We start from the raw sequence: 337 nt of genomic DNA on the forward strand, positions 1-337 counted from the left end.
GAAACTCTCTTCCTAATATAGAAACAATTACTTTAAGTGAGTCCGAGATTGCGCAAATGGAACCAATGAGCCGTGCCGCATTAAAAGCGATTTTTCCTAATATTAAAACCATTATCTTATTAGATAATTATGGAGCAATTAGAGGAGGAAATGATTTGGAGGCCTGTCACTATTTTGCCAGTAAGCTTGGATTAACCAAAATACCTCCGAGCCTTAAAAGTAATGTGGCGGCTTTTTTTGTCCATCATAAAGAACTCCTCGAACAAAATACGAACTTGCCTGAGGAGCTAGAGGAATTTACGAAGTATTTTTAATTGGCTTTGTGTTTTAATGTACC

1 protein-coding gene is annotated in these 337 nt (G+C 36.8%); it reads left to right on the plus strand.

What is annotated here, in order from left to right; translation table 11 throughout:
- Nucleotides 1-314, plus strand: a 314-nt coding sequence (locus ACD661_RS16975; RefSeq protein WP_400189015.1) for a hypothetical protein, incomplete at its 5' end; no start/stop codon positions are given.
- Between the last annotated feature and the right edge of the window lie 23 nt (nt 315-337).

Source organism: Legionella lytica (genome assembly GCF_044626755.1).
Lineage (GTDB): Bacteria > Pseudomonadota > Gammaproteobacteria > Legionellales > Legionellaceae > Legionella > Legionella lytica_A.